This is a genomic window from Pontiella desulfatans, assembly GCF_900890425.1.
GTDB classification, from domain to species: Bacteria; Verrucomicrobiota; Kiritimatiellia; order Kiritimatiellales; family Pontiellaceae; genus Pontiella; species Pontiella desulfatans.
On the sequence record NZ_CAAHFG010000001.1, the window covers coordinates 3352430 to 3375957 of the forward strand.

Genomic DNA, 23528 nt, shown 5'->3' on the forward strand with positions numbered 1-23528 from the left:
GCGCCCAGGACTTTTACACCCGCGCATTTACACAGCTCCCCTGGGGCGTCCCTGGCTTTGGGTTTCACTCCTCTTGCTATTTGACGGAGTCTATCCATCCTTTGTATTTAGCGAGTAGCGTATTGAAGCGCTCCGGCTGCTGTTTGGACAGGTCGGTGATTTCCGTCTCCTCTTCATTCAGGTTATACAGACTCCACGTTTTACCGTCCTCCGTCACCAGCTTCCAGCCGCCATCGATGATGAACGCCTGCCCGCCCCGGTTCATGTAGATCGTATCCTGGTGTTTGATGGGTTTGTCGTAGATGACGTCGGCAAAGCTGTCGCCGAGGATTTTCCGGCCGGATACACCGTTGAAGCTTTCCGGGTATTCCGCACCGGAAAGCTCCAGGAAGGTCGGCATGATGTTGTAGAGATGCGCAAATTTATCCGCAAACCGCCCCGGGTTCCTGATGCCGTTCGGCCAGTGGAGGATCATCGGGGTTCGTGAGCCTCCATTGTAGGCGCTGAGTTTATCCATGCGGTGCGGGGTGTTGGCGACATTGCTCCAATTCCGGCCGACCATTAAGAACGTATCGACCTCGCCTGCGTTTTCAGGAATCTTTCTTGAGCTGACTTTTTCAGCCCCGTTATCGGAACAGAAGAGGATCAGTGTGTTTTCATAGGCGCCCATCGTTTTGAGCTTCTGCAGGACGTCGCCGACCCTCTGGTCGACACAGTCGATCATCGCGGCATGAACCTCCATGAGTTTTGCCTGTTCCGCCTGCTCCTCAGCACTCATTTCAGACCAATCCGCATACGTTGGCGGAGAGAGGGGGCATTGCTTCGGGTCCACCAGCCCCATATCGACTTGTCTTTGATAGCGTGCCTGGCGGACGGCCTGGTAGCCGGCATCGTAGACCCCTTTGTATTTGGCAATATCCTTCGGCCAGGCCTGCAACGGATAGTGCGGGGCGGTGTAGGCCAGGTAGAGGAAGAAGGGGTGACCGCTTTTTTCCTTTTCCCACTCGTCCAAATATTCGAGCCCCTTGTCGGTGAATGCATCGGTGGAATAAAACCCTTTGGGGAAATAGTGCTGATACTTGGGATCCTGGGTATCGAAGGTCAGCCCCTCATCGCACCAGTAGCGCGTCCGGCCTTTTCTGCCGGGAACGGCTTCACCCTCCCGCTGCAGGCCGGGATTGAAGTGGTTGCACATTCCATCCCGGAGCCCGTAATAATGGTCAAACCCCTTATCGATGAGGTTGACCGTGGAGTGGTTTTTCCCGGAGGCGTAGGTGTGGTACCCGGCCTGTTGCAGGATGTGCCCCAGCGTCGGGTTGTTGTAGTTTCCCTGGGAGGCTTCGTAGTTGGAACGTCCCATCAGCAGGCTGACCCGGCTCGCGCCGCATTTTGCGTTGTTAAAAAAGCGGCGGAAGCGCACACCCTTCTCCGCCAGCGAATCGATGTTGGGTGTTTTGATTTCCCCGCCGTAGCATCCGAGATCCGAATAGCCCATATCGTCCACCATGATGAGCAGGATGTTCGGCTTCGTTTGCCCTGCCGCCCCCAGGTTTAAAGTCACAACCACCAGCAACCCCGCAATACATAGACAACGTTTTTGAAAGCGCATAACCGTCCTTCCCCTGGGTTTGAACCCAGTTCCTAAGTTTCAATCCCTAGCCTTTCGGCGTCAACTGGCTGCGCGTTAACGTCAGCTTGTGAATCTCGGTGCCGTCGTCGCCCATCAGCCTGAAGGTCACCTCGGGATCGGGAAGGTCGGCTTCGATGGAAAATTCGCCGAAGGCATACTTGCCGGAAATCCCGTAAAACTGGGTATTCCACTTGTCGCTTGTTGCAGCGGGGCCCGACCGGCCGCCCAGGCTGGCGGCCTCAAATTCGTAGAAGGAGAAGCCGGACGACCGTGGAATGCGGAATCCGCGTGCGCCGTGACGGTCGCCGGAAATCAGCAGCACGCCGCCGATTTTGTTCTTTTCGATCAGGCTGAAAATGCGCTCGCGACCCTCGGGGTCGCAGACGCCCCATGAATCTTTTCCGTTCGAGACATAGTCGCTCCACATCGACCCGCAGGAGAGAATGATAAACGGGCCCTTGCAGTCGAGCAGCTGCTCTTCGAACCACTTCATCTGTTCATCGCCCAGAAAGGAACCGTCCTTGTTTTCGCGGAAGTAGCGGTTGTCCACCATAATAACGTCACAGGGGCCGATCCGTGTGCGCAGAAAGACTCCGCGGCGGTCGTCATTGAATCCATAGGACGGATTATTCCAAGACTGACGGAACACATCGCATACCCCTTGCTTGTCCTGCTCTGTATGCCCTTTGGGGATGCCCGCCCAGTCATTCCTGAAATAGTCGTGATCATCCCATGTCGCGAAGACGGGAACCGTCGCAACCAGATTCTGCCAGGCCGGATGCAGATCCCGTAAAAAGTAATCCGCGCGGTGCAGTCCCAAATGGTTTTTTCTGTCCTGCACGGCAATGTCCCCCAGCAGGAGCAGGGCGGAAGGATTGCGACTGAGTATCAGCTCCGATTGTTTTTGATTGCCCAGGCCCCATCGATGAAAACAGCTGCCGAATGCAATGCGGACCTTTCCCGAAGATGTGGCCGCAGGCGCCGCCACCAGCGCGGCATCCTCCGGAATGGAGATCGGGCTTCCGTCCACCAGAACCTGATACGGATTCTGTGTGCCGGGTTTCAGGCCCGAGACCGGAACAACCGCCGTCAGATCCGATTCTACCGTACTGAAAACCGGCCCGTACGATGTATTCCCCACCTGCACTTCCACCTTGGCCGGTTTCAGCGTACGGATCCAAACAGACGCACCCTCTTCGGTAACCGAGCCCAGCAACGGCCCGCCCAGATGCGTCAATCCGGCCTGCTTGCAGAGGGCTTGGAACTCCGGCTGTTCGGCCAGTCCAGCGAGTGTACGCCCTTCGGACGCATTCAAATAGGTATAGGCGTTTTTCAGCAGTTCCTGTTTCACAGAGGGCTGTTCGCCCCATAGGTTCAGCAGCTTTAGGCTCGTTTCCAGATCCCCATCCTTGAGCAGCTCTTCTTTCGCCCATGTCATCGAAGGAAACAATGCGCTTCCTCCGGCAAGCACAGCCGTGGTGGTTAAATAATTTCTACGCTTCATTGCTTATCTCCGGTAATACCGACCCCAAGCCCCTTCAGCCATGCCCGGCATTCGGGATGCCATTCCACTTCCTTCAGGCCGTGCCCGCCTGTTTCGGAAATAATGATCTTCGTGGTTCCCCCTGCCGCCCGCAGCGCTTTTTCATACACCACACTGCCGGCACCGTGGCTCTTATCGTCCATGGCACAAACCATGAACGTCGGGGCGATTTTTCCTTTCATCGGAAACTCGTCCACGAGGGTCGGATCCGATTTGCTTTTGAATAGGTATGCCGCAGACGCCGTAACCACAAACGCAGGCTGGCAGTCCAGTTTGTCCGCATCATCAAAAGCCGGGTATGCCGCAGACGTGTAGTTCTGGCTCAACCGCAGCACCAGATGCCCACCCGCCGAACTTCCGACCACCCCCAATTGATCCGGATCGACATTCCATTTTTCCGCCTGATAGCGCACAAGCCGCATGGCGCGTTGCACATCCCGGAATGCGGCGTCACGGTCGTTGGGAACTGTGTATTTCAGCGTGAATACCGTGATCCCCATTCCATTCAACCAATCGATATAATCCTGCAAGACAGACACCTGCTTGTACGCCCCCCCGGGACAGTAAACCACCGCCGGAGTCGGCTTGCTGCTTTCAACCTGAGAGACCGTCAAGTTCGGATCCTTGATGTTCCGATAAGTGGTTTTACCCTCGCCCCTAATCTCCGGTTCTTCCTTCAGCCGGTTTTGTTCGCCTCCGATCTGTTCGATCGTCCAGAGCCGAACCACGGGATGCGCTTCAACCGATGCGCCCCCCGCTTCAATCAACTCAATCGCCTTATCGGCAAAGCGTTTTCCCATGGTCTTGTAGCCCTCCACCGACATGTGAAGGTCATTCTTAATATTCCTGCCCTTTTTGTTGAGACCGTCATTGAGGTCGTCGGTATTGATCCAGGCGCCGCGGGGATCGGCTTCGGCCACTTCCACCAGCGCTTCACGCACCACCGTCCAGTGCGGGTATTTCTCGTTGGCCATATCGAAATCGCTCAGGCGGCCGAGAACAAAATTGATATCCCCACGCCCCAAATCGTCGGAAAGCTGTTTTATCAGCCCTTTCATGCTCGCCGCATAGACTTCCCCATGACTCTCCTTGGCATCCTTTTCGCCCTGCATCCAGACCAAGGAGACCGTGGCATATTCGTTGCCTGCGGTTGCCTCGTTCACCTTTTCCATCAAACGGTCATACAGGTCTCCAGGCCCCCGCCCGCCTTTGTAGAGCGGATAGCCCGTTTGTTCGGGATCATAGCCCTCCGCCGGCTTCCACTTTTTATACCAGCGCCGGATCGGCTGACCGCCCAGTGCATCCTTCACAACCGTCACGTTTTCCTTGCCGAATTCCGCCTCCACCGTCGGCGTGAAAGAAATGTCCGGATTAAGTCCAGCCATATTCGACTGCCCCGACAAAATAAAGAGATGTTTCCCATTCTCTACAGCATGGACGGACGGCGCGGAAAGCACAGCGACCAAGGTTGCGATAACTAGATGTTTCATTCTGTTTAATACTCCACATCATTCAGATTGCCTGCATGACAACCTTACACCTTGAAAACTTACGGTTCCAACGGAATGGTTTCCACCATCTCCCCATGTTCATTGATCAACCGGAAAACGGCCTGGGGCTGGCTACCATTCATGGTGAAGGTGAATTCACCGAAGGCCCACGAGCGACTAGGTAGGCCAAATAACTGAGCCGACTGGTCCTTTCCGAATGCGCCCGGCCCCGGAACGCCACCCAGCGTTGCGACCTCAAACTCATAAATCGCCTTACCGCCCTGCCGCGGAATGGCAAAGCCGCGCGCGCCGTGGCGGTCGCCGGAGAGCAGGATCACCTGCGAACCCTTTTTCGCGTCGATCAACTGGAAGATTTCTTCCCGCCCTTCGGTATCCCAGGTTCCCCAGCTATCCTTACCCCCGGAGATATAGTCGCTCCACATTGTGCCGCTGCTGATGAGGATGTATGGAGAGGTCGACTCCCGGATCTGGCGCTTCAGCCACGCCATCTGCTCCGCGCCAAGGAAGGAGTTCAGCTTGCCGCGCTCGTCATTCTCCCGGCACGAACGCGTATCCAGGGCAATGAAATGCACGGGGCCGATATGGGTCTGGAAATAGATGCCCTGGCGTTCCTTGCCGCGTTCCGGGTTGTTCCACTGGCTTTTCCAACTTTGGCGCAGGCCGTCCACATCGATTTCCTGGCCGCTCTTTGAGCGTGCCCCGAAGGTGTCGTTGCCCCAATAGTCGTGGTCGTCCCACGAGGCGAAAACCGGGACGTTCGCCGTCAGTTCCTGCCACGGCGGGGAAAGGTTGCGCAGCAGGTAGTCGGAATTTATCAAACCGGAATCGCACTTGCGGCCGTCCACGGCGGCATCGCCTAGCACCAGCATTGCGCGGCTTCCCCGCTCCCGAACCAGCTGCATCAGCTCGGGGCGATAGAGCCCGACCTTATGGAAGCAAGTCCCGAATGCGATCCGAAACTCGTTTGTGGACAGTTTAGCCGGAGCCGTAGCGAAACGCCCCTTCCCCAGAATCCGGTTCTCCGAATCGGCGACTTGGTAGGAGTAGGCCGTGTCCGGCGAAAGCCCCTCGCAACGCACCGACAGAATCCGGCCAGCTTCATTCGCTTTAAAGGTTTTGGACGCACCGCCCCCTTCCGGGGCCATGGCCACTTCGACCATGTCCGGCTCCGGCAGGTGCATCCAAACCGAAACGCCCGTTGAGGTAAGATCGCCCAGCATCGGCCCGCCGAGCTTCCATCGGCTGAACATCCGGCAGCTTGCCGCCACGGCATGTTCGGGTTGCTCCCTCGTCATGGCTTTGCGGCAGGCCGTATAGAAATCCTGCACCTCCCGCGGCCGGTCTCCGAACTGATTCATGATCCGCAGGTCGATCTCCAGCGTCCCCTTGTGGGCATCCCCCAGCGAGACATACCGTGGATCTTCAGGTTTCGCGCCATAGGCGACCAGCGCACCGCCAACGGTTGTGGCGCCCAATATGATAAATTGCCTTCTCTTAAAGTGGGAATAGCCATGCATATGTTTTCCTTTTATTTATCGCCAGCCCTCACCTTGAGCTGGATGAACTTAACAGGATCATCGGCGATATAGCGGTTCGTTACCGGCTCATAGCCGCCGACGGACGGGCCGACGAGGATTTGATCCTGCGTATTGGTCGAAGCCACCGAATCCACCAGATTCGTTGAATCAATCAGCAGGTAAGACAGTCCTTGGTTGGTATAATCCGCCCGGCGGCTGTGGACATACTCGAACCAGTTCGTTCCATCCTCGGATGCCACATTGATCCAATCCATGGAGCCGGCATCGGAGTTGGTCGGGTCCATGCCCAGCGCATATTCGGCCAGGTTGTCGTAGCCGTCGCCGGCACCGCCGTTCTCGGCATCGGCGCCGGTCGATGCGTCGCCGCCGGCCAAGCCGTAGCCGGCAGCCCAGGCGGCAAAGCCGTCGTACGTGAAGTAGAGCGCCGATATCTCGGCTTCGGTGAGCGCGTAGTTGTAGACACGGACATCATCCAGTGCGCCCTCGTAATAATTGCCCCCAACCCCGCTGCCCAAACGGGCCTCGGCCATGACGCCGCCCATCCGCGTGACCGTCCCGGTGTCGGAGAGCCACAACGACCCATTCAAATAGATGCTCATCCTGCCGGCATTCGCGTCCTTGGTAAAGGCCCAGTGATTCCATTGGCCCTCGTAGTCCGCGGCAGAGGCGGTCTTGGAGACGCGGTCATAGCCGCCGCTGTCGCCCGCATCCCAATATACCTTTGAATCGGACCAAGGCAGATGAATGTTCAACAGCCGGTTGCCGCCCGAATCCTCGGCGTAGAAGACGGAATCCTTGCGCGGTTGCGCAGCGGAATCGCCCTTGACCCACATCGCGATGGTGATGCCGCTACCCACCGTGCCGAATACATTGGCAGGCAGGACCACTGCATCGGAAGATGTGCTTCCATTAAACTCCAGCGCACCGGCGGCGCGGCCGTCCACCCAGGCGCCTCCCGACAATGCGCCGTCAAACCCGTGCCCCGATGCGTCGCCCACCACGGCGCCGCTGCCCTCATCCATTGGCCAGTAAGCCACCAGGCCGCGGCCTACAATCGTTATGGCGACCGTCTTCGTTTCAGAAACCAAGCCATTATACGTGATGAAGTAGGTGAAGCTGTCGCTCGCGGCGCCCGGGTTGGAGGTGTAGACCAGGTCAGGCGCCGTTCCCGAAAGAACCCCGTTGGTGGGCTGGGTGTGGGTGTAGGCATAGCCCGTGCCGGATGGCAGCGTAATGACGGACGGAACCTCTTCGCCTGCGAACACCGCAAGGTCTTCGGCCGCCGGGGCGCTTCCATACAGCTCTTCAATCTCTTGAAGCGCCGCCTCGTTTTCCGCCGGCGTTCCGTCCGCGTAAAGTGCAAACGCACCGCCGGGAAACCGGTTGCGCCCGCCCAGTTTCGTCCAGTCAAACTGAAGAAGAGAGCCTGAAACAGTGGCTTCCGCATTCTCGTCGAGCGCCACGGCATGGACGGTGCCCGAAATGGGCATGGCCACCCGGACGCCCAGGGAGTCGTCATAGAGAGGGACCTGCCCGAGGCCGATGAGGCGGAAGAGCAGATGGTGTTCGTATTCATCGACCCGGAAATACATTTTCGCAACGCTCCGTTCATCTTCGACGACTTCGACAACGCCGTTTTCCCCGGTGGCATCCATCATATCCCAGCTTACGATCTGGGTACCGTTAAAAATACGCAACTGGGCCTTGCCGGTTTCCGCGCTTAGGTGTTCAACGCCGCCGAGCAGCAGGCTGGCGATTGTCCCGTCGGCATTCCACACCATTGAATGGGCCGGGGGCGCATTCGTGGATTGGTTAATGGAAAAACCGTCCACGCGGCAGGGCTCGCCGCCATCTGCATAAGCCAGCACTTCGAGGGTCTGGCCGGGGGCGATGTGGATTTTCCGGGTCTGGTGCACGACGAGGTTTCCGGAAGCGGGGTCGGCGCTGCCGAGCCCACGGTTGGCGGACCAGGCATCGATCAAACCACCATCAAGAAAGAGTTTGTAGACCGCTTCGCCATCGTTCTCGTCAAAATATGCTGTTTGGATGTCGTAGACCCCGGCCCCGGAGAGCGCGAACGTCCCCGATGCCGTTCCGGCGCTTCCATTCAGTACAATCCCCTGCCCACCCGATGCGCCGGCCTGCGACTCGATGCTGAATCCGTCCAGCGTCATGGCTTCCGCCTCGATGCTGGAGGCCTCCAGTAGTTCTATCAAGCCGTGCCTGTAAACTCCCGCCCCCGTTGAGTTGCTGCCCAACTCGCCCCCGATCCGCTCCTCGATTTGCAGGTTGGCGGCATCATTGACCCCGAAGTCGAGCGTCAGGAAAAGGCTGTCCGTTTGGTTGGTTTCCGTGTCGGCGTAATAATTGAAATCAATTTCGACATACACCTCGCCGGTCGCGTCATCCTGGACCAGCCCGACCGAGTTGATACTGAAGAACTCGCCCCCCGTGTTGCATTTGCTGTAGAGCTTGATCGTGCCGGTGTAGGAGGTTCCGCCGTCAATAAACGAAATGCTTCCAGACTCGAAGGCATACTTGGAGTTGACGTATTTAAAACCGGGGTCACCGGTTTCGTTGAAGATATAGTGGCTGCCCACCCCATCGATCGTAATGGTGTATTCGCCGTTCGACGCTTGTTCGGCGGGACTGCCGCCCGAGATGACTTCACCGTCCACCACCGTTGCCACCTGCACGCCATCCGTGATCGGATTGTTCCCGGCCTGGTCGGACACCGGGGTGCTATTGCTGAAATCCTGATAGTAGATGGTTCCTGCCTGGCCCGTCGCAACCCCTGCAAGGAGGGCCAGAAATATACTGGTTGTTTTCATTCGATCCCCTTACAGATTGTTGTTGGATTCCAGAACGTAAACGTCGCCCAGGGTGATGTACTGCACCCTAAGGTCCGGTGTGTTCGAACCGCTGCCCTTGTCGGTGGTCACATCGTTGTTGCCGCTGTTGACCGTGAACGACGTGGCCGTCGCTGACAGGGTGCGGCCGAAGTTCCAGTTCCCGTCATACACCCTCACCGTGCTGCCGCCCTCGTACTTCATGTATTCGCCGGGCTGGATATCGCCCGAAACATCCAGTGTTCCAGTGCCGTTAATGGTGATGAGGGGATCCTCAAGAGCAGGGGAGCCTTCCTCGACGCGAACCACCACCTGCGGCGTTTGCGCCGCGTAGGGATTGTACAGCTGCATCGTCGTGCCGGCAGGTATGTCCTGGAAACGCGGCACCGCCCCCCACTCCTGGTCGATATGGATGAATTCGTCCTCCCCCGAGGTTCGGCCCATGACGCGGTGGGGTGTGAAAATGTAACCACCGGTGCCATTCGTGCCGAGCACCAGCACATCCTCGCCCTTCCAGTGGTTGCCATCCGCGCTCATAAAACCGCTGACGTAGCTCGCATCCGCATCGTCAAAAACCGGTGCCAGCTCGATCCAGTCCTTGAAGAGCTGGAACGCCTCGCCGGTCATGCCATAGTGGTTCAGGATGTCCATGGTCAAGGCACCGCCGCTTTTTCCAGCAGCGAAGCTTGGCCGGCGGCTGTTGTTCATGATCCCGTCCAACGCATCAAAGTGCAGATCCAGCATACTGGTCGACGTCTCGATATGGCTGTTTCCCTCGTCGTGTAGCCGCAGGCCGATGCGGACGTCGTTGTAATCCAGCGACTTGTTGTCCCGGACACCGCTGAACAGCTGTTCGAAGTTGGCTGCCGTGGATTCCCCGACCCGGCTGGACGTGGTGGGATGGTCGACCCGGCTGTATATGTAGTCGAAGATATCACGGTCGTGCCAGGGGGTGAGTTGCATCTGTGCCGCACCGTCGTGGTGGATATGGCCCACGTTTACGTCGTCGAGAAAATCGGCGTATTCATCGCAAATCTCTTCGGAAATACTGTTGGTTTCCCCCAAATCGAGCGCGGGGATAAACATATCGTTCGCCAGGTGGTATCCAGCCATCTCCGAGGAGGCGCTGTGGGATTTCGGATCGGTCGCCCCGTAGCCCCGGCTGCAATCCTCCAGCATCCACACCTCGTCGTCGGTGCGGGTAAACTTGCCGACCTTGATGAGTTCCGCATTGTTTGCCGGCCCGACCCGGCAATACTGATACTCCATGCGCCCCCCTACATGCGGGTTGCTGCCGCGCAAGGGAACCGTCACACCCGGATCGGGACGGAGGCGAAGGGTGGTGGCGGAAGAGTTAACCGCATCTTCCAGCCGGCCGGTGCCCCAGGTAGCGATGCGGGGGTCGACAAACGATGATGAGACGAATCGCGGATCCCATTGGCCGATCCCCGGGCTGAGGCTCTTGAGCTGGAGGTGCGCGCCGAAGGGAGGAGGGCCGTTCGTCGCCAGATAGCTGCCGTAGGCGATCAGATCCGCTTTCCCGTTGGGAAAAACATTGGTATTGACGTCCGCCATGCCGAGGTAGTCGAGATGATACTCACCCCGCCAAATGGTCGAGAACATATAGACCCGCTTGGCGCCGCTGGGAATGACATAGGTGTCCGTCATCTCGTAAAGCTCCTGCTCGTTCCCCGGCGCAACGCTCACCGTACTTAACGAGGCGAACTTCGCCTCATACTGGGCCACCCATGCGAGTACATCGTTCGTGGTCCATGTGGTCTGGCCGGCCGGGCGAACCATGTGCCCGGCCGCATTTTGGGTCGACCAGATTTCGGTCAGGGTTGCATCCAGTTCCTCCCCGGCCAGGATGCCGTCATAGAGCACAAAGCTGCCGCGTGTTCCGTCGCCGCGCGCCGCCCAGAGGTAGGGCCAGTTCAGGTCAATCTGGTCACTGATGCCGTACGGCCAGTCCCTGCCCGTGCTGTCGGCCATCCCATTGAGGGGGAAATGGCCGACGTCGGCATTCGCCCTGAGCTCCAGGGAGAGACCCCAGTTGCGGTCCGTCCCAATGCCCTGGACGTCGATCAAATGGATGGCCAGGTGGTTGGCGAAGGAGTCGATGCGGAAGGTGAAGCGCGGCAGCCCGTTGGGGTGCGACACGGTAATTTCATCGCCGGTCGTGGCGATGTCGCTGAGAAGTGTATCCGTTAAGTCCTTGCCATCGAAATAGCGGAGATGGAAACCCGACGACGAATTGGACGCAAACCGGTTCACACCGCCCAGCACCAGCGTAGCCGGTTTGGCGGAATAATCAAACGTGAGCTCCGATGCGGAAAAAACCGGCAAGGGCGCAACCGCGCAAAAAAAACAGATCAGCACTCTTCTTATCATACCCATCACAGCTAACCCTTCATCTGCGGTGAACGGCGCCATTGCCAGAATGCCCGCAACCTTTTTAACATCATCATCCATCTGTACGGGAACCCTTGATCGGACGCCGGAAACCCAAATGTGCCATCCCCCTACTCCTCCCGGAATTTGAGATTGATGAACTTTACAGGATCATCCGTCAAGTAGCGGTTCGTTACCGGCTCATAGCCATCGGCCCCAACACCGACAAGGATCTGATCCTGCACATTTGTGGTCTCGGCGGAATCCACCAGATTGGTTGAATCGATCAATAGGTATTCCAATCCCCGATCAAGGTAGTCCGACCGTCGGTAGTATACGTATTCAAACCAGTTGGTTCCGCCCACGGACGCAATATCCACCCAATCCCGGGTTCCGGCGTCTGAATTGGTCGGATCCATACCCAACGCAAATTCCACCAGGTTGTCATAGCCGTCGCCCCGTCCGCCGTGCTCCACATCGGCCGCGCGCGCCGCATCAGCGCCGGTCAAACCGTAGCTTGCGGCCCAGTCTGCATAGCTGAGGCAGACGGTGCCGTGCAAAAGCACCTTGTCAAACAGGGTAGTCGAACCGCTGTTGTTTCTGCCGTCATAGATGTAGAGACGAAACTCCACGGCATCGGTTACGTTCTGGAACTGTTCCGCGCCAAGATCAATCACGTGGCCGACCCACTCGCCAACGTTTGTCGTTGCTCCGGAAGCAATCGCATTCGCCTGCGAATATCCGCCCACCGACGAGTAGAGCGACCAGGCGTTTACCGACTCTGTGGCATTCTCGATCCATGTCCGGAACGTGATGCGGGACAGATCCATCTCCATTCCCTCCCCGGGCGTCACGGTAAAGGTCATATATTCGTTTTCAGAAATGGCATTCGAAAGATCGCCTTGTCGGGTAAATCCGAGATCATCCCGAATTCCCCCGAACGAAATCGGATTGGCGGTCCCGAAAATGTTTCCTTCCGCGTCCAGGTTTTCGGAAAGACTGTTGGCGCTGGTGTCAATGACAACGTTCAAGCCGGAACCCACGCCGTAATCACTGGCCGTCACACTCGGATCAATGAGAGAGGCATTAGTAGTGGCCGTGCCAGTTCCATCATCAAAATCGTACGCGGCGATGGCATCGGTCACTTCCTGATTCACCGTAATGGAGACCGTGGCCGGTGCACTGTCATCGTGGCCGTCATTAACCGTGAAGGTGAAGCTGTCCGCCCCCAGATAGCCGGGATCGGGCGTATAGGTCAAGTTCGGAGCCGTTCCTCCCAGCGTGCCGTTGGAAGGATCGGTCTCCACGGTGAAGGTCAGGCTTTCACCGTCGTCATCGGATCCGCTCAGCGTAAAGCCAACCGAATCATCTGCACGAACAAAGATGCTCTGAGAGGAAGCTTCCGGAGCATCCTGAACGGCGTTTACGGCAATCGAAACCTCTGCCGCATAGCTGTTCGTCCCGCCGTCATCCACAATGAAGAAAAAGCGGTCCGAGCCGAAGAAATCCGTATCGGGCGTGTAGACCAGGTTTGGAGCGGAGCCGCCCAGCGTTCCATGGGCCGGCTGTACGCCGACGGCATACGTTAGGCCGCTGGTGCCGCCGTCGGCATTCGAGCCGCTCAAGGTGACAACAACCGAAGCATCTTCATCCACACCCAGCCTATCCGGATCAGCAACCGGGCGCTTATGGGCAAGTGCGGCAATTTCGGACTCCGAGAGTACACTGTTGTAGATACGGACATCGTCCAGAGCACCTTCATAATAATCGGCCCCTACGCCGCTGCCGAAACAGGCATTCGCAGCTGCACCGGTCATCGGTTTGGTATTCCCGGCTCCGGAATGCCACAACACCCCGTTCAGATAAATATTCATCGTGCCGATGGCTGCATTCTTCGTAAAAGCCCAGTGGTTCCACGCTCCTTCAAAATCCGCAGGGGCGGCGGTTTTGCTGATATGGTCCCCGGCATCCCAAACCACCTGGGAACCAGCCGAAGGCAACTGAATGTTAAACAGCGGACTGCCGCCTGCATCCTGAGCTTCGAACACCGAATCATCCCGTGGCTGTGCGGCAGCATTGCCATTCACCCACATCGCAACCGTAATTTCATTGGTCACCGCATCGAAAATATCGACAGGAATGCTGACCGAATCAGCAGATGCGCTTCCAGAAAATTCAATAGCGCCGCCGCCATTGATTCCGCTCACCCACGCACCGCCGGACAACGTGCCGTCATATCCGTTTCCTGATACATCGCTGACCACCGTACCGCTTCCATCTTCCATGGTCCAATGGGCGACCGGGGCCTTATGCCATGTAATGATGGAATTTGCATTTTCAAGGTCCAGCCACACATCGGCATATTCAAACGAGCGTTCATAGATCAAATCACCGGTTTGGACCCCGTTCCCCTTCGGCGGACCTAACGGTTTGTCATACTCATCGCAATGCCAGAGCACATCGGCCCACCTCGCAGAATTATTGCTAAGATCGGGAGCTAATGGGAAATATCTAAAAAAACTTTTTTCATGGGCGACAATAAGGAAAGCAGCCAATGCATATTGATAGTCTGCATTAAAACTATTGAAAAACATGTGTTTATCATTCGCGATCACCATGTATGTATCAAGATTAGCACTAATTTCACTAGGCGTTTCTTTTACAATGTCTTCTCGCATAAACCCGTCACAATAGTCGATCAGACCTCCAGGATGTCCATTCATTATCGTCAAACCATCCAGTTGGCTCAGGGTCTTTTTGAACTCCGGCATCCACTCGGAATGACCATGGGTATCAATTTTACCAATTGCGTCAACGTAGGTACCCACAACATTACTGTTATTGATAATATCATCAGAAAGCTGTTTCCAAAAAGCACGCCCCGCCGCAGTACCCATATTGTAAGCAAACGGATCCATTCCCCCATCCGGAACAAACAGATCAGGATAACTGGCTCGGTCCATGTCATAAATGGCCGTGTATCTTTGCCATGCATAAAAGGCCTGCAGATAGAGCAAACATTTCGTGTTCTGCAGCAGATCAGCGGTGGCTATTGTGGATTGGTCCAGGTTTCCTCCGGAAAACACATCGGATCCATGTATCTTTTCAAGGGTAAGATAAGCGATATGTTCATCGATATAGGCTAACTGCTCTGCCGAAAACATATCCCGGTCCTGGCCATGGCCATACCGCCGGATTTTCGACCAGTCGCCTTCCCAAACCGGTGCTGCCCACACCGTGGCTGAAGAAATCACAGCTAACAGGCTGAAATATACGAACCTCCTCATTTTGCATTTTCCACTTATACCATTGCCCGGGGAGGCAAGGCCTCCCCGGGATGGGTATGCAGGCTATCGAATATCCATATTTATGGTATGACCACGCGATAGAATCCGGCGGGGTCGACCATTTCATTGGTGGAACTCATCATGCCGTCAATCCCGACAACCGAATCAATATTCGTCCAACCCGGAGGCGTGGTCAGGTTGTCATCATACTGAACGGCATAGGTAACACCGGAATAGGTATCCCAACCGACCACAGCACCGGAACCGGAAATGGCAAACGCAACTTCGCCGACGTGCGGTCCCAAACCGGCATCCACCCAACCCGTCAGGTTGATATTATCGATGCCGTGAATACGGGAACCTGAATTTGAACTATCGGCAATCACAAACCGGAATTCAATGGACTCCCCATTTTCCAACGCCTGGAAAGCGACATTGGTCAGGGCAACATTCACATCATATGTGCCGGCGCTATTGATAGTGCCGGAGTCATAAAGCGGCGTATCGCCGCTCATGAACGTGTTCGTGCCCTGTCCGGTTACACTCGAATAGATCGCCAACCGGAAACCAAGCGGCGACAGGCAGATATAATCGAGCCCCAGGTTATTCAGGTTCAGTGTGGCTCCCGCAGCCAGTCCCTCAACGGCAACGTTGAAGGAGTGATAATTGCCCGAAACCGGGTCAATCGTGTTTGCGACATTATTGGCGGTTACGTTAGCCGTTTTATTGAATGCAGCATTCGCATTCGTGTAGGAAGCCCCGGTGCCGGCATTGGTCAGATCCCAATCTGAAACATCGCTGTAGGCAAAGACATCCGACGAGACACCATTGGTTGCATCGAAGTTAAAGATCGCGATCTTATATTCGAGCGGGTCGCTCAAAACCGTCAATGTGGAACCGGGATTTGAAGCGGCATCGATGGCGCTGGAATAGTTCGGGTCCGCCAGCAACTCGGAAGCGGTATAGGTGCCTGCATCCAGCGGATAGGGGCCGATGCTCGCCTGTTCGAACGTCAGATCCTGATCAAGCAACAGGGTGCCACCGGCAGCAATCTCCAACGATTGTCCGGCACCATCATAATCATAGTTCAGATTCAGCAACCCATTGGCTCCCACAATAAAGCTCGCCGTCCCCAGCGAACCCTCAAGATTGCCGATAAGATGACCGCTCGCAACCTGCCACACTCCAGCAAATGTATTCGAGGTCGTGTTGATCGTGACGTTTTCGTCAGAATCGGACTCATGGTTTCCCATATCGACCACCATGCTCGTGATATTGGAACCAATGGCCATCGGTGCCGTAATATTGATATCGCGGCCGTCACCACCTGAGCTGAATGTAATCGCTCCCGAGCCATTATTCGTGGCAGAACTGATGGAACCATTCACGTCACCACCGCCCCCATTATTGCTGATCCCGGTACCCGCATTCAGAATGAGATTGACCTCAACAGGAGTGAGCTTAAGTGCCAACGAGCTGCCTTCAGCTCGAAGCTCCAGAGAGTCGCCCAGGAACGTCGTTGTCGTATTTGCACGCGTCTCCCCTCCCATCGCATTGATATAGGTATTTCCTGCAGTAGGCATCTGCGGCACCGTGTACGCAAGATTAGTCCAATATGCACCATTCCAATCTAATCCAATCCCAATAACCTGCTTCTGATAAAAAATCGAGGCCGCAACCGGGTCATCGATGTAAAGTACCGTTACCTCTACCGAATTGGTCGCTAATTCAGAGCTGCCGGTTTCATTGTAGACCATATGTACCAAACCGGTCGCGCTTTCACCGTTCACGAGCCCCGCGGAGCTGTTGTCAAACACGATCTCTACGGTGCGGTTGGAAGGCGAAGGCTCGGTCATGACAAACGACGTAGGAGGAACCACAGAAAATGCACTTGGATAAATGCTTTCCACGGAAATATCAACATCTACCGATGTCACCGCCGTACCGGAAAAAGCCACATCAACCGATCCGGTCTTCACCGTGGCCGGTGCCACCACGCTGAGCGAGAGCGTTTCCGGCATCAGCAATTCAAGCGGTTCATTGATGTATGTGACATCCAACGCCGCTTCCGACGTGTTGGTTGTGCCGGAGCCTGTTTCGGTCCAGGTAACCACTAATGCAGAATTCGTGGTTTCTCCGTTCGCAAGGCCGGCGACCGCATTATCAAAGGTGACCGTAATATCTTCATCCGGATTGGACGTCCCCAGGGTGCTGCTGACCACGGAGGCACTGAACCCGTTGGAAGCAACCAAAGAAACAATCTCAATATCGGCCGAGCTGCCGGAACCGGCAATGTACGAAGCGGCAAGGGTTCCGTTGATGCTGGTATCCGGAGCAACCAGCTCGAGGGACAGTGAATCGTCGGACAGTACGATCTGCGGAGCCGTACTCGAAGAAATCACATCGAGTTCAACCCGGGTGGTCACATGGCTTAGCCGAATACGGTCATCCCCAGTTTCCACGCCCATATTGCCTACGGAAATCGTCATTTCACCCGTCTCATCGGACAAGGATCCCAGACCATCAATACTGAAAGTTGCCCCCGGCTGGCCAACGTAGGTGGGGTTGGTGCCATCGGTTAGCGTGATATCTGTTTTATCGACGGTATAACTTGATAACCCAAATCCGCTAATCCCGACAGCCGTCGAGTTGAGGGAAGGCGTTGTGACACCCGGAATACTGTCCGCAATGTAACCGCTGAAATCGACACTTAGGCCGGTTATGGCAAACGTCAAATATTCCTCTTCAGAATCGCTTGTGTCCGTGTCCAACCATCCGGTGACGGCAGCAGTTTCACCTTTACCCGCATTACCTACGCCGAAGCCAGCAGCAACCGGTTGAGGATTAAGAAATCCATCGATAGCCGTAATCGTCAGGGTGTAGGAAAACTTTATGCCGGTGGTGGAATCCTCGAAATAGAAGGTTTCCGCGTCTACGGTGCTGACCCCGTCGTCCACGATCCCGGTGTCTAGGAGCGTCCCATCCACGGCGTAGGCCGTGGTTGCACTGGTATTCGCATCGGAACTTACATCGAAATTGGGCGTGTAAGTCACGAATGCCGCCCTTGCTCCGAGACAAAGCCCCGAAAGCAGTACTGCCATGATTAATTTAGCCTTCATCTTATACTCTCCTTCTCCGTTTATGCCTATTTTACCATTACTTCCTTCATTCACTTACGGGTCGAATTTCAGCTTTCCCCGCTGGATTCAGCGTGCTTCATTCGATGATCCCGCCAACCTACCGACTGATAGATAAATCTGTTGAACCAATATCCACTATATAGTCAATTGGGCAAATGCGTCCATCCTACGTTTGGAGGATGCATGGAAACACCCATAATCGGTTAGGTAGAGCCGGAACTTAGCGAAGCGTGGATCCGCCTTTCGAACGGCCAATCCGTAAAAGTGAAAAGGCACCGGAATGCCCCAACGCCTTTTTAAGGCAGATCCATATAAATGCCACAATTTACATCATTATGCGGCGCAGCGCACGGGCACCGAATAATCGTTGCCATCGAAACGCACGAGCGACAAGGAGCTGGCGGTGCAGGTTCGCACCCGGCAGGACTCGAACGGCACGACCGGCAGATCAATAAAACGGCCACGCTCATCGGCCAGCAACTGCCCCTTCGTTCCGTCCTTGCCCCGCAGTTTACGCCCAAGCTCCTCCCGGCAACGCTCTTCAAGCATGCGGTTGAGCTCATCAAAGCTTCGGACCTCCGGAACCGGAACCATGAAGTTGGAGCGGGTGCAGCGCACCATCGATTCAACCACGCCCTTTTCGTTGCCCCGGGCCACGTTGCAGAAGTGTTCCTTGAACAGGTAGTGGCTCTGGAGCTGAAGGAACCCGTCGGTGAGCTTGCGTTGGTGGCGCTTCATTACCTTGGCCACCATCACCCGCTCGTTGTCGTAGCTGATGCGGCATGGCACACTGCTGAAAAAGGCGAAGGCCCTCACATGCCCGTCCCAGAAAACCTCCGTGCAGATCTTTTCGTAGGCCTGCACATAGACCGCATCCGAATACGGCAGGCTCATCACGAAAAAAGCGACCTTCCGAAGCTGACCGTTGATTTTTGCCAGGGCATAGCCGAAATCCATCTGCGCCTCGCCGGGGCGATGGGCCAGCGGAATGTAGACATCCTTCAGTCGCACCCGGGCGTTTCGCACGGCATCCTTCACCTGCGTATACCCGCCGGTGTATCCTTCCTCTTTCAGGCGATCAAAAATCCGCTTGGCCGTATGCCGTTGCTTTTTTGGCAACTCCCGGTCCTGCTGGAGAATCTCGTCGATCCGACCGAGAAACGGCCCGATCATGGGCTTTGGTCTCGGCTTGTTCATCCGGTATCCCGGAGGCTTCGGGTGCGCCAGAATCTTCTCCAGCGTCTTGGTGTGAATCCTGTACTCGGCCTTTACCTGTCGCTTACTGACTCCTTCAACAAGCACCTTTCGTCTGATGTCGGTCCACCATTGCATGCTTCGTACACTCCTTTACCTCCCGGTTTCGAAACGGTTAGGCAACCACGTTGCCCGATCCGTCCGAAAATCCGGAAGTTTTAGTTGGAGTGTTACACTTTTAGACCGCCCCGCCGTCCGGTGCACTTTTCAACCGGCGTTTACACAGGCTCATCCATTACCCGTGGAGGATTCTTCGCGAAGGGGTATGGTCTATTGGAGTATAGCGGAATACCAAAGCCCTGAATCTGCCAGTTTGAAGGCACATCGATTATTTTCCAATTGCTGGAATCAAAGCCCGGTTTGTAGAAATCCGCCGGACGACTGGCCGGATCCGGTGACCACTTAAACTGCCATTTACCATTAAGCATCTGACAGTTTGATGAACGGTACCGATCCCCTTCGATCGCTAATGCCTTACTGGCATAAGGCATCAACGTCGCATGGGGAGCCGTCATGTTACGCCCCAGAAACGTCTCATCTTCGAGTTCCGCAAGTGACTGCCCGAAAAAAGCACCCGTCATGGAAACGGCACATAACAGCCCCAACGCTTGTTTTAGAATCGGCATAACTCAACCTTTCAGCAATTCAACCTAGAATACTGAGAAAAAAGCCTTGTTTCAGCACCTCTGTAGTGGACCCTATTATTTAAACTCAACATTTCAAAGCGCAACACGACGGCGTTCGGCCAGCGGCGGTTGTTGTACAAACGCTGAGCCCGTTTTGCCGAAACCGCCAGTCCTTCGTCGGTATTCTCGAACCGGGTTTCGATATCGATTCGGGAACTGAATTTATCCAACCGATGCTCCTGCCCCAGAATGCGAACGGTGGTCTCGGGGGTGGCTTTAAGTTCCTTGAGCACAAAATCCTTGCGCTGGTCGCGGCCCCACTGGGTTTCCGTTGGCCCATTGTCGTCATCCGTAAAACCGGTCAGGATGGCGTAGACTTGTTTTCCATCCTTGGACTGGGTGTAATACACCTCTTTGCTACCGACATTTTCGCAGGGTCTAATATCATGAATGGATTCATCGTTCACAAACATCCAGAGCGCCAGTTCGCGGAATCGTTCCTCCTGCTCGAGGGGAATTTTGCCGGACGGCATCGGCCCCATGTTGATCAGCAGGTTGCCGCCCTTGGCGCGCGTTTCAACCAGCATATTGATCAGTTTGGATCCCGACTTATACTCTTCGTTGGTGGGCTTGTACTGCCACTGGTTGCCCAGCGTGAAACAGGTTTCCCACGGCCCCGGAATCGCGTGCGGCGGGAGCTTCTGCTCCGGGGTGACCATCTCCCCGCGCGTCACCAGTGTTTTCGGAGAAACCTTGTGGACATACTGCGCGAGCTCCTCATCGTGTCCACCGTCCAGGAAAACCACATCAATCAACCCGTAGTGGGTTAGCAATTCGTCCAGATGCCTTTCACTGAGCGCCACCAGTTCATCATAATACTTCCGGCCCTCCGCGGCGGAGCGGGCCGGAATATCCTTGGTGTAGTGGAAATGGAAATCCTCCGGCGAATAATAGAACCCCACCTTGATGCCGTGGCGTCGGCAGGCTTCGACATACTCCTTCACGATATCCTTGCCATACGGCGTGTTCATGATGCCGAAGTCCGTGGTTTTGGTGTCCCACATGCAGAACCCGCTATGGTGCTTGGTGGTGAACACCATGTATTTCGCCCCCATCAGCTTGGCCAGCTGCATCCACTCGTCCGGATCGTATTCCTTCGGGTTGAAGGTTCGGGGTAGTTCATTGACGTAGCGATCCAGATAATCGCGCGAAGCCTTATCCATCGAATGGCTGATCACCGAGCCCAGCTGGGAGTCGAACGACCAATGCACAAACAAACCCAGCCCCCAATCCATGAACGCCTGTTCAAGTGCCGGATCGTTGCTCAACGGCCCCGCCGCCTTGGGTTTATTATAGCCCTGCGCCCCGCAGATCGGCGCCAACATCAGCATGAGCCCCAGCAGGGCCATCCGTTTTGCCAATGACTGTATGTTCATGTTATCCGTTCCTTTTGTATCGTTCATTCAAGCCGAAAGAGTTCCACGTGCTGGAATCGGTCTCGACCGGCTCAATAACCAGGCTTTCAACCCCGTCAGCAAACAGGGTGACTGTTTGCCCCTTCTTCAGATCAATATTCAGCGTGCCGTCCGCCCCGCGCTTCACCGCTTCCTTCGGAATGCCTTCAATGCGCCCAAGCTTAATGTCTGTTTTCAGCAAGCACGGCTCCCCGGCATTGCTCTTGATGCGGATAAACTGCGTGATACCACCCGCCCGCTTTGCGCTGACTTCAAACCCGCCTTTGGCCAGCAGACCGTCGAATGCGATGTTTTTCCAATGATCGGGAGTGGCCGGGAACACGCGGATCTTATCGCCCCAGCTCTGCAGCAGCATCAGTTGCATGGAATCGCACAGCGAAAGCGGGGTTTCGGTGACCGGCTGGATGCGGGATGTTTCGGTATACATGGTCGTGCACCAGATCTTGCCCGGGCTCTTCGGGAACAACTCCTGCATCCGCATGAAAACATCAAGATAGCGCGCCGCTTCTTCACCGTTTTCCATCAAGGCATACATGGCCGCCGCGCCGCTGAAGGAATACCCTGCATTCCCCGTACCCGGATAGTTGATCCAATGATCGACCGACTTCTCGATCAGCCCGCGGTTTTCCGGCTGATCCCAATTCACCTCGATCAGCGGATAGATCATCATCAGGTGGGAATAGTGACGGTGCGACTGCGCGAAAGGAAAATCCTTCGCGACCATGTAGCCGTTTTCGTTGGTCGGATAATCCACCAGCCGCGCATGCACATCCTTCCACTTCGGAAGCAGTGGATCGCCGATGCCGTAGCGCCTGTCGAGTTGGATCAGCGTCGACAGCCCCCAGCGGAACAGCGCCAGGTTAAAGTTGCAATCCTCCCCCCCGCCATATTCCGGCGAGCGGGTCGGCGGCAGATGCAATTTACCGTCATCACCTTCCACCATATAGCCGAGATAGGTGTTCACCGACTTTTTCAGCAGCGGAAAAAATTTCCCGGTCGTGCGCTCGGCATCCATCGTGCGCTCCAGCATCAGCCAATAGTCGTGGCACGTCCACAGCAGCTCCCCCATGAAACCATTACCCACCCGCCCCACCGGACTGATAAAGGTCTGCGGCACAATCGAGCCCATGCCGGCGCATTCGCCGCCGCATGCATCGGGCATGTTGGCAATCAGCTGCGGCAGTTTTTCATCGAGCCTGGCAAAAAGGCTTTCCGCCACCTCCAGGCGGTTGGCGGTGGAGAGGAACCAGTAGGAAAGCTGCGTGTTCAGGTTAAACCAGCCGTTCGCCCAGGCCGTGTTTTCCACCATCCACGGCCCCATCGTATCCATGAACGCGCGCCCTTTCCGCGCACCGGAACCGAACTTGTAGACCTGGATCCAGTAAAAGCTTTCCATCCGCGTGTCGTCGAGACTGATGAAACTTTGAGGGTAATAGTCGTGCCACCAGTTCCGGTGCCTGGAAATAAACTTTTCGAACGGCTCGGCCTCGATCTTTTTCAAATGGGCAACCGCATCAGCTGTGGCCGTGGCTTCCGGATAGCTGTGCTCAATGGATACATAGAGCCGCATCGCCCCCTTGCCGCCATCTTTCACGAACCACGCCGTGCCGTTCTCGCCGCCGCAGGTCAGCGGTTGCCGCGAAACGGAATAGCCATCGACCGTGGCCAGCTCCGGATCCGGATTGTATGTATAGGCCGATTTGGCCCAGCCCTGCCGACTCTTCGGCGCCTTTTCCCCCTCCTTTTCAACGGCCAACTCCGCTTGCAACCGCGCAGGCGAAATGGCGTGTAGCGGCACAAAATCGAGTTTTAAGCCCTGTTCACCGGCGGATGGTTTGAGCTCATAGAAGATGGCCATGTCCTGGCTGTGGACGAGTCCAAGAATATCGACGGTTCCCCTCTCCGTTGTCAGCGTCACTCGGGTTTCCGCATTATAGAGATCGAGGCGGCCGTCAAAGCCCGTGATCTTCCCAACCGTTTTCAGCGTAAAATAGCCGTTCGGCAAGCGGGACTGTTTAATAAACGACGTTCCCTCGGGCTGGTGATCCTCCATATCCGCCCGGCCGAGGCTGATCCTCAGCGTGTGGTCGTCCACCTGGTGCAGCATCGAGCCCAGCATCCCGTTGCCTAGGAACGGGCCGTCGTGCCAGGCCTGCGGCGCCTCCGTCCAAACCAGATCGTGCCGCGCAAGGAAGGTCGCCCAATCCACCGCCGCCACAGCCGCACTCGCGGCACCCAGCCAGATGGCCGCAACCGCAATTTTTATTTTACCAACACCATTCAT

The 23528-nt window shown here is 56.1% G+C and carries 12 protein-coding genes; all 12 read right to left on the reverse strand.

Features of this window, described 5'->3' with window-relative positions:
* Positions 1-76 precede the first annotated feature (76 nt).
* Positions 77-1609, reverse strand: a complete 1533-nt coding sequence (locus E9954_RS11845) for an arylsulfatase (protein WP_136079375.1) — start codon at positions 1607-1609, stop codon at positions 77-79.
* Positions 1610-1655: 46 nt separating this feature from the next.
* Complete coding sequence (locus E9954_RS11850; RefSeq protein WP_136079376.1) at positions 1656-3134, reverse strand: alkaline phosphatase D family protein; 1479 nt, start codon at positions 3132-3134, stop codon at positions 1656-1658.
* Positions 3131-4663, reverse strand: coding sequence for a sialate O-acetylesterase (locus E9954_RS11855; protein WP_136079377.1), 1533 nt, complete (start codon positions 4661-4663; stop codon positions 3131-3133). Before E9954_RS11855 ends, E9954_RS11850 begins: the two co-directional genes overlap by 4 nt.
* A 59-nt stretch (positions 4664-4722) precedes the next feature.
* Positions 4723-6201, reverse strand: coding sequence for an alkaline phosphatase D family protein (locus E9954_RS11860; protein WP_136079378.1), 1479 nt, complete (start codon positions 6199-6201; stop codon positions 4723-4725).
* An 11-nt stretch (positions 6202-6212) separates the two neighbouring features.
* Positions 6213-9053 (reverse strand): LamG domain-containing protein, encoded by a 2841-nt coding sequence (locus E9954_RS11865; RefSeq protein ID WP_136079379.1) that lies wholly within the window; start codon positions 9051-9053, stop codon positions 6213-6215.
* A gap of 9 nt (positions 9054-9062) precedes the next feature.
* A complete protein-coding gene (locus E9954_RS11870) occupies positions 9063-11468 on the reverse strand; it encodes a hypothetical protein (RefSeq protein WP_136079380.1) in 2406 nt (801 codons plus the stop codon).
* 125 nt (positions 11469-11593) lie between these two features.
* A complete protein-coding gene (locus E9954_RS11875) occupies positions 11594-13921 on the reverse strand; it encodes an Ig-like domain-containing protein (protein ID WP_168442186.1) in 2328 nt (775 codons plus the stop codon).
* A gap of 908 nt (positions 13922-14829) precedes the next feature.
* Positions 14830-17868: a hypothetical protein gene (locus tag E9954_RS11880; RefSeq protein ID WP_136079382.1), complete on the reverse strand. Its 3039-nt coding sequence runs from the start codon at positions 17866-17868 to the stop codon at positions 14830-14832.
* A 354-nt stretch (positions 17869-18222) separates the two neighbouring features.
* Complete coding sequence (istA, locus tag E9954_RS11885; RefSeq protein ID WP_136079383.1) at positions 18223-19221, reverse strand: IS21 family transposase; 999 nt, start codon at positions 19219-19221, stop codon at positions 18223-18225.
* Positions 19222-19361: 140 nt separating this feature from the next.
* Entirely contained in the window at positions 19362-19769 is a 408-nt protein-coding gene (locus tag E9954_RS11890) for a sugar-binding domain-containing protein (protein ID WP_136079384.1), read from the reverse strand.
* A gap of 11 nt (positions 19770-19780) precedes the next feature.
* Entirely contained in the window at positions 19781-21205 is a 1425-nt protein-coding gene (locus E9954_RS11895) for an alpha-L-fucosidase (protein ID WP_222847160.1), read from the reverse strand.
* A gap of 1 nt (position 21206) precedes the next feature.
* Positions 21207-23528, reverse strand: coding sequence for a glycosyl hydrolase family 95 catalytic domain-containing protein (locus E9954_RS11900; protein WP_136079385.1), 2322 nt, complete (start codon positions 23526-23528; stop codon positions 21207-21209).